Genomic DNA, 17,392 nt, shown 5'->3' on the forward strand with positions numbered 1-17,392 from the left:
AGCTACTCTTGATCAGCCAAGGACCGCACCATGAAAACGCTGTGCCGGTCCGTTCGGTAGTCGCCAAAAGGCCCACAATCGACAAAACCGGCGCGTTGGTAGAGGCGGCGGGCCGGGGCGAAATGTTCTTGCGAACCCGTCTCCAGGAAAACGTTCTGGTAACCACGACGTTTCGCCTCGGCTAGTAGCGTCTGCAGAACTGCCGCACCAACACCGCGGTTACGCGCGGCGGCGCTGGTGCGCATCGATTTAATCTCCGCTGCTTGGCTGGAAAGTTCCTTAAGCGCTCCGCAACCGAGCAACACACCGGCATCGCGCGCCGTCCAAAAAGTCATCTCAACGCCGCTCAGCGCTGTGGCATCGAGGGCGTGCACGCTTTCCTTGGGAGATGTGGCGTGCATTTCGCCGAGATGTTCAGCGAGTAAGGCCAGCACGTCCGGGCTCTCCGGCGATTCGATAGAAATGATCATGCCTCGAGCTCAATGCTCTCCCGTACCGCCAAGTGCTGAAAGCTAACACCATGCGGCGCAGCTAGCAAGCTGATTTGCTGTTCGACGAATTTCAGCCCCACCTCGGAGAGCAACACATCGTGGATTTGATAAGCCCGGGGCGCCCTGACAGAGCTGACGAAATCCACCACCTCCGAGGTCTTTGACCAGGGAGCGTGGATTGGTGTGAGCAGATTTTTGACCTGCACTCCCGCGGGCACGATCAGCGAATCCCCTGGGTGGTAAAGATTCTGATCGATCAGGTAACCAATGTTCGCGACCACCGGAATTTGCGGATTGATCAGTGCGTGTTGACCGCCAAAAGTTTGCACCGCGAAACCCGCGACCTCAAATGACTCACCTACCCCCGCGTCGTGAATCCGTTCCGCCGAACCGGCCGCTTCCCGTATTACGGCAGCGACTCCGGCGGGGGCATAAATTTGCAGCTCAGCCGACGCCTGTAGAGCTGCTTTGAGTGCCTCGATGTCGAAATGGTCAGCATGTTCATGGGTGATCAGCACCGCATCGGCAGCTTCCAGTGCCTCCGCCGCTTCGGAGAATGTTCCCGGATCTATCACCAGGACCGAGCCATCTTTTTCGAGCCGAACACAAGCATGAGTGAATTTAGTCAGCAGCATGCTCTAAGCGTATCCCCACGGGACCCGCGTCGAGTGCCGAGATATGGGGCTTAAGACGCCGTTTTAAGCCCCATATCTCGACACTCGACGGCGAGAGGTGAGCGTGAACAAGTTGCGATGTGGGATTGGCGACAGCTGAGGGCTGGAATACTTGGCTGGCTGATAGCCTTAAACGGTGGTAAGGAGTGAAAATGTCTGAAACTGGTGCCCCGGTCAAGGAGCAGCGAGTTACTAAGCAACGCCTTGCGGTAAGTGCTGCTCTTGACGATCTGAACGATTTTGTCAGTACCCAAGAGCTGCATCGAATCCTGCACGAACGCGGCGTCGCGGTCTCGCTAGCAACCTCCTACCGCATCCTGCAATCAATGGCCGAGGATGGGGCCGTCGACGTGCTTCGAAACCCGGAGGGTGAAGCCGTTTACCGCCGTTGCACGGCTGCCGAGCATCACCATCATTTGCTCTGCCGTAATTGCGGTAAGGCGGTCGAGATCGAAGCTCCGGCGGTTGAATCCTGGGCTGCTGAGATCGCAGCAAAACACGGCTATACCGAGCCCAGCCATACCGTTGAGATCATTGGCTTGTGTCCCGAGTGCACGGTCAAGCTTCACGGTGCCCGCTAGAACAGGTAGCTAAGGCAGTCAGTTAGCGCAACCAGTTAACGCAGCCAGTCGGGACTTCCTATCTACCAGACCGGGCGTCTAGCAGCCTAAGCCGCCGAGACAGAGCGCACTCGCCCATTTCGCCCAGAGCGCCGCCGCCTCCCAATCAGGCGGCAAACCAGGTAAATCAAGAACGACAAGGTGGTCACATAGGGGCTGATCGGAATGCTGCCGCCCAGCGCCAGCAAAATGCCACCAACTGTCGAGCCGACCGCAAAGAGCACACTGAGCAACACCACCAAGCGCGGCGAAGCAGCCACCTGCATAGCCGCTGCCGCCGGAGTGATCAGCAGGGCGAGTACTAGCAGTGCTCCAACGATCTGGATCGACAACGCCACCGAAATACCCAGCAACACCATAAAGATCAGTGACAGTCCACGCACCGGCACACCACGCGCTCCAGCAATATCCGGATCGACGCTGGCGAAGCTCAACGGCCGCCACAAAACCGCCAAGGCAATAATCACTACCACTGCTGCGGTCACCAAAGCGCCCAACTGGGTGGCATCGACGGAGACGATCTGTCCGGTCAGCAAGCCGAATTTATTCGCTGCGCGGCCTTGGTAAAGCGAGAGAAAAAGGATGCCCAGGCCAAGTCCGAAGGGCATCAACACGCCAATGATCGAATTACGATCTCTGGCACGCACCCCCATCAGGCCGAGCAGCACGGCGGCCAGTACCGAGCCCACCAGCGACCCGGCAATCACGTCGACGCCGATCAACAACGCAAAAGCGGCGCCGGCAAAGGAGAGCTCAGCGATGCCGTGCACCGCGAAAGCTAGGTCCCGCATCATCACGAAGGTACCGATCAAGCCACCAACCACGCCGAGCACCGCTCCGGCTAAGAGCGAATCCCGGAAGAGTGGCAGCAGTTCTGCGTAGTTTGAGAAATTGAAAATCGCGTTCCAGAGATCCTGCCACGACACTAGCCGCTCACCTCCTCGGTGTGGTGATGATGCGTGGTGGCATCTGGCTGGCCGACCACCACTATTCTGCCGTTGCTGCGGAAGACGTCCACCGCCGTGCCGTAGAGCTCACTGAGTACTTCGGAAGTCATTACTTCATCCACACTGCCAACCCGGAACTGGCCGCCAGCCAGATAGAGTACCCGATCGACATGGTCAATAATCGGGTTGATCTCGTGGGTGACAAAGACCACTGCGGTGCCGCGCTGATGTGCCTGCTCTGCGACCAGAGAACTGACCGCTTTCTGATGCTGCAGATCGAGCGAGAGTAATGGTTCATCACAGAGCAGCAACTCCGGGCTGGTGGCCAAGGCCTGCGCTATTCGCAAGCGCTGCTGCTCACCTCCAGAGAGTAAGCCAACCGGCACATTGGCGTAGTCAGTGGCACCGACCTGAGCTAACAAATCATCCACCCGTTGCCGATATGCCGCGGAGCGCACTCTGATTCCCCAACGGTTCCCGTCAACACCAAGCCCAACTAAATCCCGGGCGCGCAGCGGAGTCTGCGGGTCGAAGCCCTTTTGCTGCGGCACATAACCAATTGCTCGATTCCCCCGCCGGGCTGGCTTGCCGGCTATCTTTAGGCTGCCAGTGTTCAGGTGCTGCAAGCCGAGCAGCACCTTGAGGAAGCTGGTCTTGCCACTACCGTTGGGGCCCAACACGGCGAAAAACTCACCCGGCTGAATCTCCAAATCAAGGCCTGACCACAGGCTGCGGTCGCCGTAGCTCAATGACGCATTGCGTAATTCGAGCACACTCGATGGCACAGAGAAACACTCTTTCAACTAGCCAGCTTGACGCTGGGATGTATTGCTAAGGTCTAGTGTTTGGCCAGAGCCTTGGCAATGTTGTCAGCATTCTGCTGCATCCAACCGAGATAATCTTGCCCCTCAGGGAGCGTCTCGGTGAAATTGACCACCGGAACGCCCGCAGCTTCAGCAGCCTTCTTGAGGCCTTCAGTCTGCGGTCCCTCGGTTTGGTCGTTATAGGCCAGGAACTTCACCGCTTTCGAGCTAATCAGATCGGTGGCAGCCTTCAAAACCGCCGGTGGCACGTCGCTGCCCTCCTCAATGGCATGGCTGTAAGCCTCAGGGGTCTTGTTCACCAATCCCGCCGATTGCAACATCCAAAGCGGTACCGGCTCGGTGATCGCCACCGGCTGATCAGCCGAGCTGGATTTCAACTTGGCCAGACTTGCCTCGATGCCGCCGAGCGAGTCCTTGAATTTTGTGGCATTGGCGGTGAACTCAGCCGCGTGCGCAGAGTCCAGGGTGGCGAACTTGCTGGCCAATTGATCGGCCAGCTTGCTTATCGTCGGCAGTGAGTACCAGACATGCTCGTTGAATTCATCGGCATTCGCCGCGGTCTTCAAACCGGAAAGATCGACCACATTAATGAGCTTCGACTTTTCAGCGTCGCCAACCAACTTGTCGAAGAAGTCATCATAGCCGCCGCCATTTTCGATCAGCACTGAGGCCTTGCTGACCGCGAGCTTATCCTGTGCGGTGGTCTCATAGGAGTGCGGATCTTGGCTGGTATTGGCGATAATCGAGGTCACCTTGACCCGCTCCCCGCCAATTTTGCTGGCGATATCACCATAAACATTGGTTACCGCTACGACGTCGATGGTGCCATTAGCCGTTGAGGGAGCGGAAGTGGCGCTGCCACCGCAAGCGGTCAGCAAGACGCTCAGCCCGACGGCGGCAGCCGCCACCGCGGGGAGCGTTTTGAGGGCATGAGAGGAGCGAGCAGGGGACACGGAGATGGACCGCATAAAAGCCTCGGTTCTAAGCAGCGAGCTGCGAGAGTTATTGAGAATGAGTTGCAACATCCAGCATAAGCTAATTGGAATCATTCGCAAAAACAGCGCGAGCTAACGGATGTCTCGCCGTTCACTATCCCGAATTTCGCCCACCAGCTCCTCGATTACATCCTCCAAATACAACACACCGGAGGTCACACCACTCGGGCCGATCACGCGGGCCAGGTGAGAACCGGTACGCTGCATAATGCGCAGGGCGTCTTCGACCTCTTCGGCCTCAGCCAAGTTGATCAAGGTGCGCACCCGAGACTCCGCCAACGGCATCTCGTACTCATCTTCCGGGACAGTCAGTACATCTTTAATGTGCACATAGCTAGTCAGCTTGCCCTCGTCATCCTGCAGCACGAAACGGGAGAACCCGGTTTGCCGCACCGCCGCTTCTACATCGAGCGGGGTCGCCCGAGTGCTCAGCGTGTGCAACGTCTCCAAAGGCACCATCACCTGAGCCGCCGTACGGTCAGAGAACTCCAGTGCCCCACTCAGCAAGCCAGTCTCATCATCCACCAAACCGTGCTTAGTGGACTCGGCGACGATTGACTGCACTTCTTCCAAGGTGAAGCTCGAAGTCACCTCGTCCTTGGGCTCGATCTTGAACAGCCGAACAATGTGATTAGCCAGCCAGTTCAAGCTGACGATCACTGGGCGAACCACCTTGGAGATCCAGACTAAGGGCGGGGCGAGAAACAAAGCAGCCTTATCGGCAACCGAAACCGAGATGTTCTTTGGCACCATCTCGCCAAAGGTGACGTGCAAGAAGGTCACCAGCAGCAAGGCGATGATGAAAGAAGCCGTACCAGTCGCGGCTTCCGGCACACCCAGCGCGTGCAGCGGCACTTCGAGCAGGTGGTGGATCGAGGGCTCAGCCACATTCAAGATCAGCAAGGAAGCTACCGTGATACCCAATTGCGCACAGGCCAACATCAACGAGACGTGTTCCATCGCGTAGAGCGTGGTGCGGGCCCGGGCCGAACCAGCCTCGGCGAGCGGCTCAATCTGACTGCGTCTGGCACTCATAATCGCAAACTCGGCACCGACGAAGAAGGCATTGGCCAGCAGCAAGATGACTAGCCAGAGGATTCCCATCCAGTCGCTCATTTCTGCTCACCGCCTTCCAGCTCAGCCTCGACCGCCGGGACGAATCGAATCCGATCAATTCGGCGGCCATCCATCCGCTCGACTTCCAATCTGCCCCCGTAAACCTCGACAGCGTCGCCAGTTTCCGGTATCCGGCCAAGTTCCGCCATCACAAATCCGCCGACGGTTTCATAACTCGCCTCGTCCGGCACCCGCAAACCTGGGATTTGGTCGGTAATCTCATCCGGGCGCATTAAGCCGGGGAAATGCCAGTCGCCATTGGTGCTCTGCAGCACTCCAGGCTTGGTGGCATCGTGTTCATCCTCGACCTCACCGACAATTTCTTCGACCAAGTCCTCCAAGGTGGCCGCCCCGGCAGTGCCGCCGTACTCATCCACCACCACCGCGAGTTGTAGATTGCCTTCCCGCAGTTCACGCAGCAGCGCATCCAGATGAATGGTCTCCGGAACCCTGAGTACATCTTCTTTGATTGTTCCGGCCTGCAATCCCACTCGACGCTCGGTGGGCACCGCAATAGCTCGTTTGACGTGCACCACGCCCAACACGTCGTCAGCAGATTCTCCGATCACCGGGAACCGGGAGAAGCCGGTGCGGCGCGCGGCGTCAATAACGTCGGTGAGCGGGGCGTCGATATCGATGGTTTCCAATCGGATTCGCGGCGTCATCACATCGGCAGCGGTGCGGTCGGAGAAACTCAGCGAACGTGCAAGGAAGTTAGCGGTACCGGCGTCAAGGGTGCCCATCTCGGCTGATCTGCGCACCAATGAGGCAAGCTCGGAGGGGGTGCGGGCACCCGAGATCTCTTCTTTCGCCTCTAAACCAAAGACGTTCAACACTCGATTAGAAAACCCGTTCAGCAGCACAATGGCCGGTTTGAAAATCGTGGTGAAGACCAGTTGGGGCCGGGCTACAAGTTTGCCGATCTGGAAGGCCCGGGCGATGGCCATGTTCTTCGGCACCAATTCACCCAAGAGCATTGAGAGCAGGGTGGCCAGCACCATCGAAACAATGAGAGATACGGTGCCAGCCATCGCGCCTTCAACGCCGATGGCACGCAGCGGGGTTGCTAACAGCGCACCTAGCGAAGGCTCCATCACGAAGCCAGTCAGCAGGGTGGTCAAGGTGATGCCCAGCTGGCAGCTGGAGAGCTGAGTTGAAAGGGTTTTCAGGCATCGCAACAGCGGCTCAGCACCCTTGTCACCCTGATCGATAGCGCGTTGCACGCTGCTCTGATCAAGCGCGACGAGCGAAAATTCGACGGCGACAAAGAAGCCGGTGCCAAGAATAAGGACGAAGCCTACGACGAGTAATAGCCACTCCATTTAGCGGTTCACCCCCGCTCGGGACAGTTGCGCGCAACGCGCTGCAAGTGATGGGGGTTGGTCGTCTGTCGATGCCTCGCTTAGCGCGACGGCGGAGACAACCTCGGAACTGGGCTTGCCGGCCATAATGTCCACTGGAGTGGAGGGCCGGCTTCTAGAGTGATAGTCCATAGCTCTTATAGTTTAGCGGATAGCGGAGCGCTGCCCGATCGAATGCAGCCCAGAGCTGAATCCGCTACCAACTCTGCGGCAGCGGCCTACCTTCTTCATAACCGGCGGCCGACTGGACACCGACCAAAGCTCGTTCCCGGAACTCGGCCAAACTAGTTGCGCCAGCATAGGTCAGCGAGCTGCGCAGTCCCGAGGTGATCATGTCGATCAAATCCTCCACCCCAGGTCGAGCCGGATCGAGGTACATTTTTGAAGAGGAGATGCCCTCTTCAAATAAAGACTTCCGGGCCCGGTCAAAGGCGCCCTCACGCTGGGTGCGATTTTGCACTGCCCGCGCGCTAGCCATGCCAAAGCTCTCTTTGTATTTGCGCCCGGTCGAGTCGACCAGGAGGTCGCCAGGGCTCTCGTAGGTTCCGGCAAACCAGGACCCAATCATCACTTGGCTCGCTCCGGCGGCGAGCGCAAGCGCGACGTCGCGAGGATAGCGAACGCCGCCGTCCGCCCACACCGTCTTGCCAAGTTCCCGAGCCGCAGCGGAACACTCAAGTACCGCTGAGAACTGCGGCCGTCCCACTGCGGTCATCATCCGGGTGGTACACATCGCTCCCGGGCCAACGCCAACCTTGATAATGTCTGCCCCAGCGGCCACCAGGTCGCGAACGCCCTCGGCACTCACCACATTGCCGGCCACAATCGGCACCGCAGGATCGAGCGATTTAACCGCAGCAAGCGCCTCGAACATCTTCCGCTGATGACCGTGCGCGGTGTCCACCACCAGGCAGTCGACGCCGCCGTCCAGCAGTTCCTCGGCCTTCGCTCGCACATCGCCGTTAATGCCCACCGCGGCGGCAACTCGCAGCCTTCCCTGGGCATCCACAGCGGGTTGATAGATGGTTGACCGGAGCGCTCCGGTGCGGGTCATCGCGCCGACTAAACGGCCCTCTCTCAGTACCGGCGCGAAGCCACCCGGCGCGGCATCCAGCAACTCAAACGCGGCACGTAGCGCCACTGTCTGCTCTGCGGCTGACTGTTCTGCGGCTGAATCAAAAATCTCGGCGGCAATACCGGGGACCTGTTTCATCACGGCATCGAGCGAGGTGAAACGATCCACCCCTTCGCAATCCGCAGCACTCACCACACCCAGGCAACGGTTCTCGTCATCGACCACCACCACCGCACCGTGCGCCCGCTTGTCGATCAGATGCATAGCATCGATCACGGTGTCCGCTGGCTTCAGGGTGACCGGCGTCTCGAACAGCACCGAACGCGCCTTAACCCACTCGGTCACCTCACGGAGTACCGGCAACGGCACGTCTTGCGGCAACACAGCTAGTCCGCCGCGCCGGGCCAACGTCTCCACCATGCGCTTACCGGTAACCGCTGTCATATTCGCCACCACGAGAGGGATGGTCGTGCCGGTGCCGTCATCGCTGGAGAGGTCCACGTCTAGCCGGGAGATCACCTCGGAGCGGGACGGCACCAAGAAGACATCCGAGTAGGTCAGATCGGCACCTTGAGAGCTTGCAGCATTGAGAAATCGCATATGCCCAGTCTAGTTCGCTGAGCACCCCACACAGCCCTTACCTCTTCCCTTCCCAACTGTGCCACTGAGTGTTACCTAAGGTGGCACATGTGGCGTTTCCAAGTGATCGTGCACCAGATCAGTGACACCCAATGGGACAACTGGAACAGAGGGCGCTGTGGCGTGCGCCACAGATAACGGAAACATGGCGTCTAGATTGGCCTGCACGGCCTTGGCCTTACTAGACTGACATGCGGACGGCAATGTCTTGAACTCATGGAAGAGGCGTATTTCAGGTGCCAGATGAATCCCTCCACCGTTTGACCGAAGAATTCGGTGGTAACGAGTGGCTCGTCGACGAACTCTACGAACAATATCGGCAGAACAAGAACTCGGTGGATCAGAAGTGGTGGCCGCTTTTCGCCTCCCTCGACGCCGACGCTTCGGCCAGCGGTAAGCACGCGGCGGGTGATACCGGAACCCCAGCAGCGGCCGCCACCCAACGACCAGTGACCCAGCCGCTGCCGGTGGTCAAGCCAACCGCAACGGCTCAGCCGGCAGCAACCCCCCCGGCCGCCGCCAAGCCGAATCCTGCACCGACCTCGGCCGCGGCTCCCGCAGCAGCACCAACTGCCGCCGCGCCGAAAGCGGCCCAGGCAGCACCAACCGCGCCGACGACGAAACCCAAGACCAACACCACCCCGATTCCTGCGCAGTTGCCGCCAACCGCCAAGAACAACACCGCCCCCGAAGAGGATTCGGTAAGCATTTTGCGTGGCCCGGCCAAGGCCATTGCCGCCAATATGGTGGCCAGCCTCGAAGTGCCGACCGCAACCAGTGTGCGCGCGGTACCGGCGAAGCTGCTGATCGACAACCGCTTGGTGATCAACTCCAATCTGGCGCGCGCCCGTGGCGGTAAAGTCTCTTTCACCCACTTGATCGGCTATGCGGTCATCAGGGCGCTCAAGCAGTTCCCCTCGATGAACGTGCATTACGACGAGCAGGACGGCAAGCCGGTCGCGGTACAGCCGGCGCACATTAACTTCGGCATCGCCATTGATATGCCCAAGCCAGATGGCACTCGTTCGCTCGTGGTGCCGAACATTAAGAAGTCCGAGACGCTGAGCTTCTCCGAGTTCTGGCGGACTTATGAGGATCTGATCAAGCGCGCCCGGGCTGGCAAGCTGACCGCAGATGACTACGCGGGCACCACTGTTTCGCTGACCAATCCCGGCGGCATTGGCACAGTGCACTCGGTGCCTCGTCTCTCCAAGGGCCAGGCCAGCATCATCGGCGTCGGCGCTTTGGATTACCCCGCCGAGTTCCAGGGCACCAGCGAACGAATCATCGCTAAGAACGCGATCAGCAAGGTCGTTACACTGACCTCGACCTACGACCACCGGGTCATCCAGGGGGCGGGCAGCGGCGAGTTCCTCAAGCTAGTACACCAACTCCTGCTCGGCGCCGACGACTTCTACGATGAGATCTTCGAATCGCTACGAATTCCCTACGAGCCAGTGCGCTGGAGCCCCGACGTTCAGGTCGATCCCTTTGACCAGATCAATAAGGTTGCCCGGATCCAGCAGCTCATTCATGCCTACCGGGTGCGCGGTCACCTGATGGCGGATACCGATCCGCTGGAATATGTGCAGCGTAAACACCCCGACCTGGACGTGCTCAACCACGGCCTGACTCTCTGGGACTTGGATCGCGAATGGCCGACCGGCGGCTTCGGTGGCAAGCAGAGCCTGAAATTCCGCGATATTCTCGGTGTGCTGCGGGACGCGTACTGCCGTACCACCGGTGTCGAATACATGCACCTGCAAGATCCGGAACAGCGCAAGTGGTTCCAGGACGAGTTGGAGCATCCCTACTCCAAGCCGAGCCGTGAAGAGCAGCTACGCATTGTCTCCAAGCTCAACGCTGCCGAAGCTTTCGAAACGTTCTTGCAGACCAAGTACGTCGGTCAGAAGCGCTTCTCCTTGGAAGGCGGCGAATCACTGATTCCGCTGCTGGACTCGGTGCTCGCCGACGCCGCCGATGAGGGCCTGGACGAGGTAGCCATCGGAATGGCACACCGCGGTCGACTCAATGTGCTCACCAATATTGCTGGCAAGACCTACGGCCAGGTGTTCCGCGAGTTCGAGGGCAACGACGACCCGCGCAGCGTGCAGGGCTCCGGCGATGTGAAGTACCACCTCGGTACCGAAGGAACCTTCACCTCGATCAACGGCAACCAGACGAAGGTTTACCTGGCCGCCAATCCGTCCCACCTCGAGGCAGCTGACCCGGTGTTGGAAGGCATCGTCCGTGCCAAGCAGGACGTGCTGGATACCAACGGCGCGAGCTTCGATGTCTTACCCTTGCTGATCCACGGTGATGCGGCCTTTGCCGGTCAGGGCGTGGTGGCGGAAACGCTCAACCTTTCACAGCTCCGCGGCTACCGCACCGGTGGCACCATCCACGTGGTGGTGAACAACCAGGTCGGCTTTACCACCTCCCCCTCTTCCTCGCGTTCTTCGGTGTACTCCACCGACGTCGCGAAGATGATTCAGGCACCGATCTTCCACGTCAACGGGGATGACCCGGAGGCAGTGGTCCGGGTGGCTCAGCTGGCCTTCAAGTACCGGCAGAAGTTCGCCGCCGATATTGTCATCGATCTGGTCTGCTACCGTCGCCGCGGGCACAACGAGGGCGACGATCCCTCGATGACCCAACCGCTGATGTACAACCTGATCGAAGCCAAGCGCTCAGTCCGTCGTCTCTACACCGAGGCGCTGATTGGCCGTGGTGATATCACCGGCGAGGAAGCCGAGCAATTACTGCGCGACTACCAAGAACGGCTGGAACGCGCTTTCGCGGAAACACATGCCGCACAAACCTCACCGATTCCGATTGTCACCGAGGACAAGAAGGCTGTTGCCGACTTGGAGCGCCCAGTGGCGCAGCGCGGTCAGGAGGATTCGACTCGTGCGGTTCCCACCGTGAGCGCGCAGATGATTGCCCATATCGGCAGCGTACAGACCACGCCACCGGAGGGCTTCACGCTGCACCCGAAGATCGAACCGCTGCTGCGCAAACGTGAGGTGATGTCTCGCGAGGGCAATATCGACTGGGGCTTCGGCGAGCTACTAGCGCTTGGCTCATTGGCGATGGAGGGTGTGCCGATCCGGTTCACCGGCCAGGACACCCAGCGCGGCACCTTCGCGCAGCGCCACTCGGTGCTTCACGACCGGAAGAACGGCGAGGAATGGGCTCCCTATCAGGAACTCTCTGACTCGCAGGCTCGCTTCATGGTCTACAACTCCTCACTAAGCGAGTACGCCGCCCTCGGCTTCGAGTACGGCTACTCGGTGGAGCGCACCGATGCCATGGTGCTCTGGGAAGCGCAATACGGCGACTTCGCCAATGGCGCACAGTCAATGATCGATGTCTTCATTTCCTCTGCTGAGCAGAAGTGGGGCCAACGCTCTTCGCTGGTAATGCTGCTGCCACACGGCTACGAGGGGCAGGGACCGGAGCACACCTCAGCGCACATTGAGCGTTACCTGCAGATGTGTGCCGAGGACAATATGGTGCTGGCTCAGCCGACCACTCCGGCCTCGCACTTCCACCTGCTCCGCCGTCAGGCTTATAGCCGACCACGCAAGCCGCTCATTGTCTTCACCCCGAAGCAGTTGCTACGGCTGAAGGCCGCTGCCTCTTCGTTGGAAGACTTCACCAGCGGTGAGTTCCAGCCGGTAATCGGTGATAGCGCGGCATCGGGCAACATCGACCGGGTGGTTTTGGTCTCCGGCCGGCTCTACTATGATTTGCTAGCCGCCCGAACCAAGTCGGGGGACACCTCGACCGCACTGGTTCGAGTCGAGCAGCTTTACCCGTTCCCGGTGGAAGAAATCGCCGCCGAGCTGGCAAAATACCCGAATGCCGAAGTTGTTTGGGCACAGGACGAGCCTGCTAACCAGGGACCATGGCCAATCATGGGATTGATCTTGCCGCCAGCGCTAGGCAAGGCCATCCGCCCGATTTCCCGGCCAGCTTCAGCGTCCACCGCTACTGGTTCCTCGAAGCGGCACGCAGTAGAGCAGGAAGCCTTGGTCAGCAAGGTCTTCGCGCGCTAGCTAGCTCATCGATGCCCAGTCTGGTCCGCCGGGCTGGGCATCGGCGTACCCGGACGGGTACTGTTCGAACAAGAAGGTTTAATATCCGTTTAAGCAGGGAAGGCTAGGCAGTGGAACAGAGGAAGATTCGGCTGGCCGCTGTTGGCGACGAATTATTGGCCGGGGTGGGTGACCCACGGGCACTCGGTTGGCTGGGCAGAGTGCTGGCCAGGACCCCGCAAGAGGAGTTTTCGCTCGAGTCCTACAGCCTGGCCTGCCCCGAAGAGGGCACCGAGGCGCTGGCTTCTCGCTGGCTCTCCGAAGCGGGACGACGATTCGACGATTTCCATGAGAACCGTCTGGTGATCGGCCTCTCGGACCGCGATCTTGAGCTTGGTCTGTCCACCGCGCGAAGCAGGCTAAACCTGGCAAATATCCTGGACGGCGCGGCACAACTTAGTGTCCCGGTTTTTGTGGTCGGCCCTCCCCCAGGTTTGGACGCCGCAGCGAACCAGAAGCTCAGTGAGTTGAACACCGCATTTGCCGATGTCACCACCAGGCGCCGTCATGTCTATGTCGACACCTTCTCGCCACTGCTCAATCACGAGCAATGGCGCACCGATTTGGCGGCTAATAACGGCGCTCCGGGTCAGGCTGGCTACGGTCTAATGGCTTGGCTGGTGCTGCATCGCGGCTGGTATCAGTGGATGGGTATCCCCGAAGTCAGCTAAACGCTATCCCGCCAACGAAAATACTGTGGCCCCGATTCTGGCTCCCCGAGCCAGAATCGGGGCTGCTGTCTTTACTGCATACTTAGCATACTTAGCAGCCAGGTAGCACGGGCGCGAGATGACCGGAAAAATAAACGCGATATATCTTGACCTGTAGTAAGTCGCGTTATATCGTGAATATATCAACGCGATATATCTCAACTTATTTTGGAGGAATGATGAGCCACTGGGAAATCGATGCCCCGCAAACCATCGAGGTCGATGAGGTGCGCGAGCTCCGTGCTTCTATCGTCCGCGGCAGACTTGATGTGATCACTCACCAAGAGGCCAGCACTCGGATCGAAGTTGCCGAAATCAGCGGCACCCCGCTCGAGGTGACCTTGGAGAACGGCACACTACGGATCCGGCACCGGGATGAAGACGAGATCGGCTGGCTGAAGCGGCTAACCGGGATGAAAAACCACCACGCTATTGTGAGTATTGCGGTGCCGGCAGGCATTTCCGTGCTGGCTAATACGGTCAGCGGCGAAGGGCTGGTCAGCGGCACCAGCGCAGAGACCAGCTTGAAGACGGTATCCGGCTCGCTCATGTCAGATGACACCTCGGGTTCGCTGACCGTGGATACTGTCAGCGGCGAAATCATTGTTCGCAATCATCGTGGCCCCCTCGTTGCTGGCACTGTCAGCGGCGAAATCACCGCTTCCGGTGAACTGCAAACCGTCAAGGCAAAATCCGTCAGCGGGGATCTGAGCTTCGATTTGAAAGGCATCCCGGAGGAACTGAGCAGCAACGGCGTCTCCGGGGAGCTCACCGTGCGGGTGCCGAGCGGACTCGGTGTACAGCTTGACGCCAAATCAGTCTCCGGGAACATCATTCTCGACGATCAGCGCTTTTCCGGCACCTCACCAAACGTCCGAGTGAACAGCGGTCCGGAATCCCCCAGAATGCAGGTCCACAGCAAATCTGTCTCTGGCAATATCTCCATCGTCCGCGAACACGGCGCGGCCTGATTCGATCCGGAAGGACAGCTGAGATGGAAACCTGGACCATTGATTCTCCGCAAACCATAGAGCTCGACGGGATAAGGAACCTTCGACTGCTCGCCATAAAAGGCAGATTCGACGTGATTGCCCATCAGGATCCCACGGAAACAGTCACCCGACTAAGCATCGCCGAAGTCACCGGCGATCCTCTAGAGGTCGTCAAAGCTGACGAGCGTCTGGAAATCAGACACGGCAAGACCGACGCCGCAAGCTGGCTGAGCAAGGATAACCCGCTGAGCTCGCAGAACCATCTAGTGATCACCGTCGAGGTCCCCAAAAACACCTCTGTGGACGCGAAAACGGTGGGTGGCGAGGGTCTTCTTTCCGGACTTGACTCGCTGCTGAAAATCTCTTCGGTCAACGGTTCCTTGGTCTGCGATGCGACAGTCGGTGAACTCCACGTCAACACCGTTTCCGGCGAAGCTATTGTGCAAAATCACTACGGCACCTTCTCCTCAAACTCAGTTTCCGGTGAGGTCACCGCCTCGGGAGAATTGCAAACCATCAAATCGACTACTGTCACTGGCGATCTCAGCTTCGACGTGTTCGGTCCGATTAGCTCAATCACCACGAACTCGGTGTCCGGAAATGTGCTGATCCGACTGCCCGAAAAGCTCAGTACCAAAGTCAAGGTCAACTCAGTATCAGGTAGCGTGAACGTCAATGACGAAACCATCAAGGTGATCGGCAACACCAGCCGTCAGTTCGGTGACGCAAGTCATGGCATCGTCAATATTTCGGTTAACTCGGTCTCTGGCTCGGTGACTGTTTTCAATCGACTAGCCCAGCAGGAGGTGCGTAACTAATGCCCCCGGTTTTTGCCCACGGCGCGCTACGGCTCTATCTACTGGCTCTGCTGGAAGAGGGACCAAAGCACGGCTACGAGGTGATTCGTGCACTCAGTGATCGCTTCGGTGGCACCTACTCCCCCAGCGCGGGAACCGTCTACCCTCGGCTCGGAAAGCTTGAAGAAGAAGGGCTGGTAAGCACCAGCACCGATGGTCGACGCACCATCTATTCGATTACCGCCAGCGGTGTTGCCGAATTGAATAGCCGCCGGGATGAACTGAACGCGGTGGAACAGGACATTTCCGCCTCAGTGCGCCGTCTAGCCGATGACCTGCGCTCCGATATTAGAACTAATATGAAGGGTCTACGTGCCGATCTCGCGGTCACTGCGGAAGCGGCCCGCAACGCGGCCCGGAAGATGCCCAATTCCGGTCGTTACTCCCCTAGCAATCAACGGATTCTCAAAGAGGCGGAAATGCTTCTACAATCCTTCCGCGATGAAATGCGAGTCGAGCTACGTCAGCGAGCCCGCGAAGACATGCTCGGCGACCTCACTCTGGAAACCGTACGCACTGTGCTGGCGCAAGCGAAAATTGCCATCCGAACCACGCTGCCGCACCCCGGGAATGGTGAGCGCCACGGCAAAGGCCCCGGCCGATCAGAGTCTAGTAGCCCGGAGCAAGGTTAGCGAGATGCGCATCCACTGGAGTTACCAGCCTCCTGCTCAGGAACGAGTCGTGCTCGCTCCGCCCCGGCGTCGGCCCTGCAATCCAGTTGAGCAACTCAATGCGGAAAGCAGCGCTTCGCGGCAGCGCCAGTGCTGAACATTCCAGCCGGTTAGGTAGCGCGCCGAAGGTGTGACAAACTTAACCGGAATCTTTTTGAAGAATGGAGGCTGCTATGTCCAAGCGTGCACGCAAGCGTCGTGACCGGAAGCGTGGCGGCGCGAACCACGGTAAGCGTCCCAACACCTAAACCAAAGACCCCCGAAGCCAATGGCTAAGGGGGTCTTTTAGTTCCGCATCGCAAACTGCTTAGCTTGAAACGTCTGCAGCTTTCATGGCGTGGATACGTTCCAGAATGGAAGCCTTCAGGTTCTCCGGGGCCAGCTCGGTGCAGCTACGCTTCACCGCAGAGCGAATAACACACTCCAGGTCATACTCGCCGGCACATTCCGGGCAGGTGTCCAAATGCTGCTTGATCTCGGCCAGATCGTCGGCTGAGAGAGAGCGATCTAAATATTCATAGATCTTTTGAACCCTCGTGTCGTCGCAATCGCCCAGGCTCTGGCAGTCGCTCATTTCGTGCTCCTCATATCTTCTTTAAGCAATGACTCGCCACCGTTATCGGCAGCACGGAATCCCCGTTCCGCAGCATATTCAGACAGCAAATCACGCAGCATCTTGCGCCCGCGGTGGAGTCGGGACATCACAGTGCCAATTGGGGTGTTCATAATGTCTGAAATTTCTTTATAGGCATAGCCCTCAACATCTGCGAAGTAGACGGCCAGCCGGAATTCTTCTGGGATCGATTGCAGGGCGTTCTTGACGTCCGAATCCGGCAGGTGATCCAAGGCTTCCGACTCAGCACTGCGTAGACCCGATGAGGTATGCGATTCGGCGCGAGCAAGCTGCCAGTCTTCAACCTGATCCGAGCCGGAGGGCAAGGGTTCACGCTGCCGCTTCCGGTAAAGATTGATGTACGTGTTAGTCAGGATGCGGTAGAGCCAGGCCTTGAGGTTAGTGCCCGGACGGTACTGGTGGAAGGCCGAAAATGCCTTGGTGTAGGCCTCCTGGACCAGGTCCTCCGCATCGGCGGGATTTCGCGCCATCCGCATCGCGGCGGAATACAGCTGATCGACATACTGCATGGCGTCGCGTTCAAACCGAGCGCGCCGTTCTTCAATTGACTCCGCAGCCAGGTCGACCGTTTCCTCCGCGGGGGCGGGTGTCTGGTCAACCGACTCAGTGCTATCTACGCTATTCATTGCCCCCAAGTCTAGTCTGAGGCGAAGGTCAACAGCGCTATTGGCGGACTTCTCTGTCTC

17 protein-coding genes are annotated in these 17,392 nt (G+C 58.9%); 7 read left to right on the forward strand and 10 right to left on the reverse strand.

Annotation, left to right across the window (positions count from 1 at the left end):
- Positions 1-2: 2 nt before the first annotated feature.
- A complete protein-coding gene (locus UM93_RS07310) occupies positions 3-470 on the reverse strand; it encodes a GNAT family N-acetyltransferase (protein WP_045074697.1) in 468 nt (155 codons plus the stop codon).
- On the reverse strand, positions 467-1,126 hold the full coding sequence (locus UM93_RS07315; RefSeq protein ID WP_045074698.1) for an MBL fold metallo-hydrolase: 660 nt from the start codon (positions 1,124-1,126) through the stop codon (positions 467-469). Before UM93_RS07315 ends, UM93_RS07310 begins: the two co-directional genes overlap by 4 nt.
- Positions 1,127-1,317: 191 nt before the next feature.
- Between UM93_RS07315 and UM93_RS07320 the strand changes: the two genes are divergently transcribed.
- A complete protein-coding gene (locus tag UM93_RS07320) occupies positions 1,318-1,746 on the forward strand; it encodes a Fur family transcriptional regulator (RefSeq protein WP_045074699.1) in 429 nt (142 codons plus the stop codon).
- Positions 1,747-1,832: 86 nt separating this feature from the next.
- Here the strand turns inward: UM93_RS07320 and UM93_RS07325 are convergent, their stop codons facing one another.
- The 6 genes from UM93_RS07325 to guaB1 all read right to left on the reverse strand — a co-directional run bounded on the left by UM93_RS07325 (position 1,833) and on the right by guaB1 (position 8,703).
- Positions 1,833-2,711 (reverse strand): metal ABC transporter permease, encoded by an 879-nt coding sequence (locus UM93_RS07325; RefSeq protein WP_045074700.1) that lies wholly within the window; start codon positions 2,709-2,711, stop codon positions 1,833-1,835.
- On the reverse strand, positions 2,711-3,517 hold the full coding sequence (locus UM93_RS07330; protein ID WP_234399398.1) for a metal ABC transporter ATP-binding protein: 807 nt from the start codon (positions 3,515-3,517) through the stop codon (positions 2,711-2,713). Before UM93_RS07330 ends, UM93_RS07325 begins: the two co-directional genes overlap by 1 nt.
- 53 nt (positions 3,518-3,570) lie before the next feature.
- Entirely contained in the window at positions 3,571-4,581 is a 1,011-nt protein-coding gene (locus UM93_RS07335) for a metal ABC transporter solute-binding protein, Zn/Mn family (protein ID WP_234399399.1), read from the reverse strand.
- A gap of 42 nt (positions 4,582-4,623) precedes the next feature.
- The gene (locus tag UM93_RS07340) at positions 4,624-5,667 is read right to left on the reverse strand and encodes a hemolysin family protein (protein ID WP_045074703.1); all 1,044 of its coding nucleotides are present in this window, start codon (positions 5,665-5,667) and stop codon (positions 4,624-4,626) included.
- The gene (locus tag UM93_RS07345; RefSeq protein ID WP_045074704.1) at positions 5,664-6,989 is read right to left on the reverse strand and encodes a hemolysin family protein; all 1,326 of its coding nucleotides are present in this window, start codon (positions 6,987-6,989) and stop codon (positions 5,664-5,666) included. Before UM93_RS07345 ends, UM93_RS07340 begins: the two co-directional genes overlap by 4 nt.
- A 235-nt stretch (positions 6,990-7,224) precedes the next feature.
- The gene (gene guaB1, locus UM93_RS07350; protein ID WP_045074706.1) at positions 7,225-8,703 is read right to left on the reverse strand and encodes a GMP reductase; all 1,479 of its coding nucleotides are present in this window, start codon (positions 8,701-8,703) and stop codon (positions 7,225-7,227) included.
- A 275-nt stretch (positions 8,704-8,978) separates the two neighbouring features.
- Here guaB1 and UM93_RS07355 point away from each other — a divergent pair, with 275 nt between their 5' ends.
- The 6 genes from UM93_RS07355 (at position 8,979) to UM93_RS18120 (ending at position 16,320) form a co-directional block, all read left to right on the forward strand.
- On the forward strand, positions 8,979-12,803 hold the full coding sequence (locus UM93_RS07355) for a multifunctional oxoglutarate decarboxylase/oxoglutarate dehydrogenase thiamine pyrophosphate-binding subunit/dihydrolipoyllysine-residue succinyltransferase subunit (RefSeq protein ID WP_045074707.1): 3,825 nt from the start codon (positions 8,979-8,981) through the stop codon (positions 12,801-12,803).
- Between the two features lie 110 nt (positions 12,804-12,913).
- The gene (locus tag UM93_RS07360) at positions 12,914-13,513 is read left to right on the forward strand and encodes a GDSL-type esterase/lipase family protein (RefSeq protein WP_045074709.1); all 600 of its coding nucleotides are present in this window, start codon (positions 12,914-12,916) and stop codon (positions 13,511-13,513) included.
- Positions 13,514-13,728: 215 nt separating this feature from the next.
- A complete protein-coding gene (locus UM93_RS07365; RefSeq protein WP_234399400.1) occupies positions 13,729-14,523 on the forward strand; it encodes a DUF4097 family beta strand repeat-containing protein in 795 nt (264 codons plus the stop codon).
- Positions 14,524-14,546: 23 nt separating this feature from the next.
- On the forward strand, positions 14,547-15,362 hold the full coding sequence (locus tag UM93_RS07370) for a DUF4097 family beta strand repeat-containing protein (RefSeq protein WP_045074712.1): 816 nt from the start codon (positions 14,547-14,549) through the stop codon (positions 15,360-15,362).
- The gene (locus UM93_RS07375) at positions 15,362-16,033 is read left to right on the forward strand and encodes a PadR family transcriptional regulator (RefSeq protein WP_045074713.1); all 672 of its coding nucleotides are present in this window, start codon (positions 15,362-15,364) and stop codon (positions 16,031-16,033) included. Before UM93_RS07370 ends, UM93_RS07375 begins: the two co-directional genes overlap by 1 nt.
- Positions 16,034-16,245: 212 nt before the next feature.
- Complete coding sequence (locus tag UM93_RS18120; RefSeq protein ID WP_369299106.1) at positions 16,246-16,320, forward strand: 50S ribosomal protein bL37; 75 nt, start codon at positions 16,246-16,248, stop codon at positions 16,318-16,320.
- Positions 16,321-16,379: 59 nt separating this feature from the next.
- Here the strand turns inward: UM93_RS18120 and rsrA are convergent, their stop codons facing one another.
- Both rsrA and UM93_RS07385 read right to left on the reverse strand, forming a co-directional pair.
- Positions 16,380-16,646, reverse strand: a complete 267-nt coding sequence (gene rsrA / locus UM93_RS07380) for a mycothiol system anti-sigma-R factor (RefSeq protein WP_045074714.1) — start codon at positions 16,644-16,646, stop codon at positions 16,380-16,382.
- Entirely contained in the window at positions 16,643-17,332 is a 690-nt protein-coding gene (locus UM93_RS07385; protein ID WP_234399401.1) for a sigma-70 family RNA polymerase sigma factor, read from the reverse strand. Before UM93_RS07385 ends, rsrA begins: the two co-directional genes overlap by 4 nt.
- Between the last annotated feature and the right edge of the window lie 60 nt (positions 17,333-17,392).

Origin of the sequence: Psychromicrobium lacuslunae (assembly GCF_000950575.1) — a bacterium.
Taxonomy (GTDB): Bacteria; Actinomycetota; Actinomycetes; order Actinomycetales; family Micrococcaceae; genus Renibacterium; species Renibacterium lacuslunae.